The sequence below is a fragment of the Geoalkalibacter sp. genome (assembly GCF_030604225.1).
GTDB lineage: Bacteria > Desulfobacterota > Desulfuromonadia > Desulfuromonadales > Geoalkalibacteraceae > Geoalkalibacter.
Genome location: NZ_JAUVWH010000020.1, coordinates 21373 through 30365, shown reverse-complemented (window position 1 = coordinate 30365; position 8993 = coordinate 21373). Strand labels below are relative to the sequence as shown.

At 62.7% G+C, this 8993-nt stretch carries 7 protein-coding genes; 6 read left to right on the top strand and 1 reads right to left on the bottom strand.

Annotated elements, in window-relative coordinates; all coding sequences use genetic code 11:
* Window positions 1–56: 56 nt before the first annotated feature.
* The gene (gene tadA, locus QAT43_RS04150; protein ID WP_305041778.1) at window positions 57–560 is read right to left on the bottom strand and encodes a tRNA adenosine(34) deaminase TadA; all 504 of its coding nucleotides are present in this window, start codon (window positions 558–560) and stop codon (window positions 57–59) included.
* A 453-nt stretch (window positions 561–1013) separates the two neighbouring features.
* Between tadA and QAT43_RS04145 the strand changes: the two genes are divergently transcribed.
* The 6 genes from QAT43_RS04145 to QAT43_RS04120 all read left to right on the top strand — a co-directional run bounded on the left by QAT43_RS04145 (window position 1014) and on the right by QAT43_RS04120 (window position 8993).
* Window positions 1014–1448, top strand: a complete 435-nt coding sequence (locus QAT43_RS04145; protein ID WP_305041777.1) for a potassium channel family protein — start codon at window positions 1014–1016, stop codon at window positions 1446–1448.
* Window positions 1449–1463: 15 nt separating this feature from the next.
* Window positions 1464–2129 carry an NAD-binding protein gene (locus tag QAT43_RS04140; RefSeq protein ID WP_305041776.1) on the top strand — a complete coding sequence of 222 codons (666 nt, stop codon included), beginning with the start codon at window positions 1464–1466 and terminating at the stop codon, window positions 2127–2129.
* Window positions 2126–3622, top strand: coding sequence for a TrkH family potassium uptake protein (locus tag QAT43_RS04135; RefSeq protein WP_305041775.1), 1497 nt, complete (start codon window positions 2126–2128; stop codon window positions 3620–3622). The genes QAT43_RS04140 and QAT43_RS04135 overlap by 4 nt, the downstream gene beginning before the upstream one ends.
* A 101-nt stretch (window positions 3623–3723) precedes the next feature.
* The gene (locus tag QAT43_RS04130) at window positions 3724–5043 is read left to right on the top strand and encodes an NAD(P)-dependent oxidoreductase (protein WP_305041774.1); all 1320 of its coding nucleotides are present in this window, start codon (window positions 3724–3726) and stop codon (window positions 5041–5043) included.
* Window positions 5044–5414: 371 nt separating this feature from the next.
* Window positions 5415–7370 carry a GmrSD restriction endonuclease domain-containing protein gene (locus QAT43_RS04125; RefSeq protein WP_305041773.1) on the top strand — a complete coding sequence of 652 codons (1956 nt, stop codon included), beginning with the start codon at window positions 5415–5417 and terminating at the stop codon, window positions 7368–7370.
* A gap of 3 nt (window positions 7371–7373) precedes the next feature.
* Window positions 7374–8993 (top strand): class I SAM-dependent DNA methyltransferase, encoded by a 1620-nt coding sequence (locus QAT43_RS04120; RefSeq protein ID WP_305041772.1) that lies wholly within the window; start codon window positions 7374–7376, stop codon window positions 8991–8993.

Genomic DNA, 8993 nt, shown 5'->3' with positions numbered 1-8993 from the left:
CGAGTCTGTCACCTTCGACCTCTCGGACACCCCTCCGCATAGGGGATTTGGCAAAGTCAGTCTTGACTCTTGTGTTTGCGTTTTTCCTCTCGCAAGCGGCGGAAAAAACCGCTGAGCAGGGCGCTGCATTCCTGCTCCAGGATGCCTTCGGTCACCGCAACACGGTGGTTGAAGCGCACGTCGCTGGAAAAGTCGTATATCGAGCCGACAGCGCCGGCGCGCGGGTCGCGACAGGCGAACACCAGGCGCGGGATGCGCGCCAGGATGATGGCCCCCATGCACATGACGCAGGGTTCCAGGGTCACGTACAGGGTGGTGTCGAGCAGGCGCCAGGAGTCGAGCACCGCCGCCGCGTCGCGAATGGCGAGCATCTCGGCGTGGGTGGTCGGGTCGTTGCTGGTTTCGCGGCGGTTGTGACCGCGTCCGATGACCCGGTCGTCATGCACGAGCACCGCTCCGATGGGCACTTCCCCCAAAGCTTCGGCCCGCTGTGCCTCGGCCAGCGCCATTGCCATGAAGCGCAGATCCCGGGCCTGCCGCTCCGCAGCGCTTGTCTGCAAGGATTTCGCCTTCACACTCGACACAAGGGCTATCTTTTACCACGATCCGCCGCTCAAGACAAGCGTGGAAGCGCTTGGGTTTGCGGCAAGGATCCCCGCCCGTCGGTGCGTTTCGACACAGGATGAATTCAGGAAAAAAATTGGGGCAGCCTGGAGGAGGTAAGTCCAGACTGCCCCGGGTCTCAACAGAGGGAGAAGAGGGGAAAGAGGGTATCGAAAACCCGCCTGCCACAACAGGCCTTCGATGGTTGTGAATTTAACCCAAATGAGGGCTTTGCGCCACGTTGGAGCATGCAGAATTTGATTCAGATTTTACCACGTCGCACCTGCGCGAATCCACAGTTGGCCTCCAGGTCTCTCCTGGGTTTTTGGAATTTTTGTAGTATTGTTTTTGCAAAATCAAGCTTTTGTTGGAGGTCGTTGAGGGTTCGATGCGGCATGCGAGGATTCACCATGGCGAAACAACAAGGAGAGAGCGGCGACAGGGATCTGGTTGTGATCGTCGGCTGCGGCCGTCTCGGCGCGCTTCTCGCCGGGCGCCTGAGCCAGGCGGGGCGCCGGGTGGTCGTCATCGACCGGCGGGAGGAGGCCTTTAACCTGCTGCCCGCCGAATTCAGCGGCTTTCGCGTCACCGGCGACGCCGTCGAACATGAGGTGCTGCGCGCCGCCGATCTGGCCAAGGCCGGCTGCCTCATCGCCGTCACCCAAAAAGACACGCTCAATCTCATGGTTGCCCAGGTCGCACGATTGGTCTTCGCCGTGCCCCGGGTGCTGGCCCGCGTCTATGACCCACGCAAGGAGGTCTTTTACCAGCGCTTCGGCATCGAGACGGTCAGTCCGACCGAGCTGACCGCCGACGCTCTGGTCGAGGCCGTCGGGCTGGGCTAACAGGAGGCGTAACCTTTGCGTATCCTCATGGTCGGCCAGGGTGAGCTGGCCTATTATCTGGCGCGCCGCCTGAGCGCGCGCAAGCACCGCGTCACCGTGGTCATCGCCGATCATCACGAAGCCAGCGCCCTTGCACAGCGCCTGAACGTCAACACCATCGCCGGCGACGGCACCGACATGCAGGTGCTCGACAACGGCGGGGCGCGGCGCGCCGACGCGGTCCTGGCCCTCACTCCCCACGACGAGGACAACCTGGCCATCTGCCAGATGGCCAAGGGCATGTTCGGGGTGCCCCGCACCCTGGCCCTGGTCAACGACCCCGACAACGAGGAAATTTTCCATCAACTTCAGGTCTCGGTGGCGATTTCCGCCACGCGCATTCTCTCGACCATTTTTCAGGAGGAGGCGGTCTTCGAGCAGATCGCCGAAATCATGGCCCTGGCCGAGGGTAAGGTTGCGGTTTCGGAAGTCCATCTCGACGCCCAATCCCCGGCCCTCGACCGACCACTCCAGGATCTGGACCTGCCGCGCGACGCCTTGATCGGCGGCATCATCCGCCAAGGGCATGTCATCGTGCCCTGCGGCAGCACCCGTCTTCTGGCCGGGGATCGACTGATTCTCATCGCCACCGCCGAGAGCCTTGAGGCGGCCATGGCCCGGCTGGCCGGAGCGCAGCGGTGAACCAAGGGCATCGTTATCCCCTCTTCCTGCGCCAGCGCTATCGCGACATCCTCGGTTACAGCGCCCTGGTCGGCATGCTCATCGGCCTGCTGATCGCACTGCCGGCAGCCCTGGTGGTGTTTTTCCCCGAGGAAGGCGCCTTGGCGCGGGTTTTCCTGACCACCGGCCTGGCGGTACTGGGACTGTCCCTGGCGGTGCGCCGCCTGTGCCGTCCCCTGGACGGAGATTCCTTGAGCCTGGACGAGGGGGCGACAGTGGTGGTGCTGGCCTGGCTGGTGGCGATCCTCGCCGGTGCGGTGCCCTTTCGGGCCGCGGGGCTCGACTGGACGCGGGCGATTTTCGAGGCCACCAGCGGCTGGACCACCACCGGCCTCTCGGTGGTGGATGTCGCCGCCGCCTCGCCCCTGATCCTGTTCTTTCGCAGCCTCATGCAGCTTGCCGGCGGCGCGGGCCTGGCCATCCTCATGCTCAGCGCCCTGACCGGGCCACCGGGAGTGAGCCTGAGCACCGCCGAGGGGCGCGCCGAGCAACTGGTGCCCAACGTGCGCCAGTCCGCGCGACTGGTGGTGCTGCTCTATGCCTGCTATGTCGCCTTCGGCATCCTGGCCCTCAGGCTGTGCGGAATGAGTTGGTTCGACGCCGTCAATCACGCCTTTTGCGCCCTGTCCACGGGCGGATTCTCCACCCGGCCCCAATCCATCGGCGCCTGGCACAGCCCGGCCGTCGAAGGGGTGACCATCCTGCTCATGCTGCTGGGCATGATGAATTTTCTCATCGGCTACGCCCTCTGGCGCGGCCGCCTACGCTTTGTGGCGCGCAACGGCGAAATGCGCCTGCAGGCCCTGCTGCTTCCCCTGCTGTTCCTCGGCCTGCTCGGCGCCCTCACCCATCCTCTCGAAACGGATCTCGTCCACCGGGCGCGCGCGGCGTTGTTTCAGGCGGTCAGCGCCCTCTCGACCACCGGCTATGCGACGGTCGATCCACGGGAATGGAGCGGCCCGGGCTGGGCGCTGCTGCTGGTGGCCATGCTCATCGGCGGCGGGGCCGGCTCCACCGCCGGCGGCCTCAAGCTCTACCGCGTGCACGCCCTGGCGCGCGGACTGCTCTGGCAAGTGCGCGCCCTGCCGGCGCCGCGCGGCCTGGTCAACCAGCCGACCCTCTGGGTCGGCGAGCAGCGCCGCGTGCTCGGCGACGGGCATTTTCGCCAGATGGGGCTCTACGCCTTTCTCTACCTGGGTGCCTGGCTGGCGGGCGGCTGCGCCCTGACCGCCTACGGTCATCCCCTCGCGGAGAGCCTGTTTGAATTCGCCAGCAGCCTCGGCACCGTGGGGCTATCCGTCGGCTTGACCTCGGCCGCGGCCCCGGATGGGCAGCTCTGGATCCAGATCGGCGGCATGATCCTGGGGCGCCTGGAATTCTTCGTGGTTTTCGCCGGGCTGCTCAAGCTGGCGCGGGATCTGCCGTTGGTGCTGAGCGTTCAAGCCAACACCTGAGCCAAAGGCCCGAGGCTTTGTCAGCGACCGCGCAACTGTGCTAATCTGCGAAAAAATCCGGCTGGCGCTCTGCGCCTGCAATCTGCCCCGAGGAGTTCCCCTTGCTCAATTTCGACGAACTGGAAAAAGGCTTCACGGAAGAAGAAGCCCTGGAAGAGGCGCGCCGCTGCCTCAAATGCAAGAATCCGCCCTGCGTCAGGGGCTGCCCCATCGAAAACCGCATTCCCGAGATCGTGCGCGCCATCGAGGCCAAGGACTACCGCACCGCCATCGACATCATCAACGAAAACAGCAACCTCGCCGTGATCTGCGCGCGCGTGTGCCCGCACAACGATCAGTGCGAGGGCGCCTGCGTGCTCAACCGCAAGGGCCAGGGCATCCGCATCAGCAAGCTTGAGCGCTTTCTCGCCGAAAAGGAGATGGAGCTGGCCCTCAACCGCCTGCGCGGCAAGGTGGCGGTGATCGGCTCGGGCCCGGCGGGGCTCTCGGTGGCGGCGATCCTCGCCAAGCAGAACTACCGGGTGACCATTTTCGAGGCCCAGCACAAGGCAGGCGGCGTGCTGCGCTACGGCATCCCCGAGTATCGTCTGCCCAACGAGGTGGTGGACAAGCAGATCGAGATCGTGCGCAACCTCGGCGCGCGCCTGGAAACCGGCGTGGTCATCGGCGAGGATCTGACCCTCGATCAGCTCTTCGCCATGGGCTACCAGGCGGTGTTCATCGGCACCGGCACCGGCCTGGCGCGCAAGCTCGGCGTCGCGGGCGAGAGCCTGCCCGGCGCCATGCAGGCCATCTATTTTCTTGAAACCGTCAGCCTGATCCGCGACGGCAGCCTGCCCGGGCGCCCCTACCCGGTACGCACCGGCGATCGCGTGCTGGTGGTGGGCGCAGGCAACGTCGCCGTCGATGCCGCGCGCACCGCCTTGCGCCTGGGCGCCGCGCAGGTCGACGTGGTTGATATCGTGCCGGAAAAAGAGCGCCGCGCGAGCGACAAGGAATACGCCGAGGCGCTGCACGAAGGCGTGCGCTTTCACTTCGAGACCAGCGTGACGCGCATCCTCGGCGACCGCCAGGTCGAAGGCGTGGTTCTGCAGAACTTCACGCGCCAGGTCCAGGGCCGCGAAAGCGCCATTGTCCCCCTGCCCGGCACGGAGCGCGAGTGGGCCTGCGACAAGGTGATCATCGCCATCGGCCAGAAGCCCTTCGCCCGTATCGTCTCGACCACCACCGGCATCAAGACCAACGCCCAGGGTTACGTTCTCACCGAAACCGAGCCCTACTACGGCATGACCACCCGCGAAGGCGTCTTCGCCGCCGGTGACGTGGTGCACGAACCCAAGACCGTCATCCTCGCCATGCGCGAGGGCCGCCGCGTCGCCGAGGCCATCGATGCCTGGTTGCAGCGAAGCAAAGGGACTTAAATCATACAGTGAAGCCAAGGCTCTTAAGGGAGTTGCGTACCCGGATAACTTCGATTCTTTTGCAGAAGACATCATTCCCCCCTTACTTGGCTTGAGAGAACGTCCTCCAGTGTGGCTAAGAACTCATTGAGGATCATCTTGATTTCTCGCAAAACATCTGGTCGTCCTCGACCAGCAGGATGGTGACACCGCTAATTTCATTGAGATATTGTTGCCAAAATTCACACAAACCGCTACCGTTGCAAGGATTCATACTCGGGGGGGCCCTTCCATTTCATTTCTCGTATCCCTGCATAATTTGCCATCGCGTAGACATACATGGCCGTTAATATCGGTGGCCTAGTGCGCAATGAATTTTGGAGATGTAGTCAATGGCCAGAACGACCTTTGAAACGAATCCGGTTTCGCTTCATACTCTCCTGAAAAATTGCGAAGATGGAAAACTCCAACTGCCTGATTTCCAGCGCAGTTGGGTCTGGGAGGACGAGCGGATCATGAGCTTGATTGCATCAGTTTCCCGGGGATTCCCGATGGGTGCTCTGATGTCGCTCAAGTCGAAGATCGGTGATGGAGTGATCTTTGCGCGGCGACCTATAGAGGGTGCTCCTGACGCAGCGGTACAGATCCAACCCGAGCAGTTGCTGCTCGATGGGCAACAACGAATGACCTCCCTCTACCAGAGTTGCATGCGGCGGCAGGTGGTGACAACCATCAACCCGAAGAAGAAACTTGTTAAGCGTTGGTTCTACCTTGATATTCGAAAAGCGCTTTCTTCTGAGGCCGAACGCGACTCGGCAATCTTCGCGGTCCCTGAAGACCGCCGAATCAAGACAAATTTCGACAAGGACATCGTGCTGGATCTCTCCACCCCTGAGCTCGAATACGAGCAGCTCATGTACCCGTTGAACCAGGCTTTCAACTGGGACACGTGGCAGGAGGAATTTGGGGATTACTGGATTGCCAAGGGCAAGCCCGAGATGCGGGATACCTTCAAGCAGTTCAAGAATGAAGTTCTGAAAAATTTCGCTGAGTATCAGGTGCCGGTGATTGCCCTGGGCGCCGAGACGCCTCACGAGGCAGTTTGCCTGGTCTTTGAAAAGGTGAACACCGGCGGCAAGGCACTCGATGCCTTCGAACTTCTGACTGCAATGTATGCCGCCCAGGGGCACAAACTGCGCGACGATTGGCTCGGGGCCGAAAGGTCCGAAGATCCAGACCTGAAGCTCGGCATGCAGAAGCGCCTGGCTAATTTTGGGCGGGCTGCCGGTCAGGCCCAAGGGGTGCTGGCGAACGTTCCTGCAACCGATTTTTTGCAGGCGGTCGCCCTGCTGCACACCAAGGAACAACGCCTTGCGGCCATGAAGGAGAAACCGGGAAAAGAAAGCGAGTGGCCGGCGGTTAGGGCAACGCGCCAGTCATTGCTGGATCTTCCCTTGGAGGCATACAAGAAGTACCGGGATGCGGTACGGCTCGGTTTTGAGCGTTCGGCCAAGTTTCTTCGTCAGCAGCAAATCCATCGCGTAAATGATCTCCCCTATCAGTCGCAACTCGTCCCACTGGCAGCCATCTTTGCCGATATTGGGGAGAAGGCCGAACACACCACGAACAACGAGAAAATCGCCCGCTGGTACTGGTGCGGGGTTTTCGGCGAATTGTATGGTTCAGCGGCCGAGACGCGCTTTGCCAAGGACATTATGGAGGTCCCCGCCTGGATCGATGGCGGCCCCGAGCCGGTCACAGTTTTAGACGGGGTGTTGCGCGCCGATCGTCTCCTGACCATGCGTTCACGTCTTTCTGCCGCGTACAAAGGGTTGCATGCGTTGCTGATGCGCGAAGGTGCCCGCGACTTCAGGAGCGGTCAGACCTACGATCAGACCGTCTTCTTTGATGAAGACGTTGATATTCACCACATCTTTCCCAAAGCCTGGTGTGAATCGCAAAAGATCCCCGCCTCGGCCTACGATTCCGTCATCAACAAAACCCCGCTCGGATACCGTACCAACCGCATCATCGGCGGAGTGGCCCCCTCCGTCTATCTGGAGAAACTCGAAAATGGAAAGCTCGGCCCCAGCGGTGAGATCATCGAACCACCCATCGACAAAATCGCCCTAGAGTCGTATCTCGAATCCCACGGCATTCCAGCCCCTGCCCTTTATGCCAACGATTTCCAAGGCTTCTTCAAGGAACGCCAGCGACGTCTGCTGGAACTGGTGACACGAATCACTGGGCATGCCGCCCCAGTTGTCGCCCAATCCCCTGACGAAGGTGAAGAACTCCCATCCTCCATCGCCCATGACAGTGGGCTGGAAATCATCGAGGTTGACTGACCCATGCACTGGATTGCCCCCGCCGAAAAAGATGCCGCCACCGCCACCCTGGAGAAGAACCTCTGGGATGCCGCTGACCAGTTCCGCGCCAACTCGGGCCTGAAGCCGCAGGAGTACTCCGGCCCGATCCTCGGCCTGATCTTTCTGCGCTTCGCCGAGGTGCGCTTCGCCCTCCAGCACAAGAAACTTGATGCCGCCGGCGCCAGCTCGCGGCGCGGCAGCCGTGTGGACGAGCCTGCCGCCTACCATGCCGACGGCATCCTCTATCTTGCCCCTGAGGCGCGCTTCGACTATTTGCTGACGCTGCCCGAGGCCGCCGACATCGGCGCCAGGGTCAACGCCGCCATGCGCGAGATCGAGAAGCACAATCCGCAGCTCGCCGGCGTCCTCCCCAAGACCTACAACCTCTTCACCGGCACTCTGCTCAAGGAGCTGCTGAAGAAGGTCTCCGAGATCCCCGCCTCGGTCGACTTCGACGCCTTCGGTCGCATCTACGAATACTTCCTCGGCGAGTTCGCCCGCACCGAAGGGCAGAAGGGGGGCGAGTTCTACACCCCGAGCGCCATCGTGCGCCTGCTCACCGAGATCATCGAACCGTTCCACGGCCGCATCCTCGACCCGGCCTGCGGCTCCGGCGGCATGTTCGTGCAGTCGGCCCGCTTCGTCGCCGAACACCAGCAGAATCCGGCCGCCGAGCTCGCCATCTGCGGCGTCGAGAAAACCGACGAGACCGGCCGCCTCTGCCGCCTCAACCTCGCCGTTCATGGACTGGAAGGCGACATCCGCCACGGCGGCAATGTCAACAGCTACTACGACGACCCGCACACCGCCACCGGCCAGTTCGACTTCGTCCTCGCCAATCCCCCCTTCAACGTCAACGCCGTCGACAAGGAGCGGCTCAAGGAGATGGTTGGCAAGGGGCGCCGCTACCCTTTCGGCCTGCCGCGCACCGACAACGCCAACTACCTCTGGATTCAGCTCTTCTACTCGGCGCTCGGCGCCCAGGGCCGCGCCGGCTTCGTCATGGCCAACTCAGCCTCCGACGCCCGCGCCAGCGAGCAGGAGTTGCGCCAGCAGCTGATCGAGGCGCGAGCGGTCGACGTCATGGTCGCCGTCGGCCCCAACATGTTCTACACCGTCACGCTCCCCTGCACCCTCTGGTTCCTCGACAAGGGCAAGGCCAAGACCGAGCGTGCCGACACCGTGCTCTTCATCGACGCCCGACACATCTACCGCCAGATCGACCGCGCCCACCGCGACTGGACCCAGGCGCAGATCGGCTTCATCGCCAACCTCGTCCGCCTCTATCGCGGCGAGGCGCTCGACACCACCTTCGGCGGCAAAGAGGCCGAGGCCAGGCTCAAGGAGGTCTTCGGCAAGCAACCGGCCTACTCCGACATCCCCGGCCTTTGCAAGGCGGCGACGCTGGCCGAGATCGAGGCGCAGGGCTGGTCGCTCAACCCCGGGCGCTACGTCGGCGTCGCACCGGGCGAGGAGGTCAGTGACGAGGACTTCAAGGAGCAGTTGGAGGCGTTGAACGAGGAACTGGAAGTGTTGAATGCCCAAGCGCGGGAGTTGGAGCAGACTATTGCCGCGAATGTGGCGGGGATTCTGGAGGTGTGA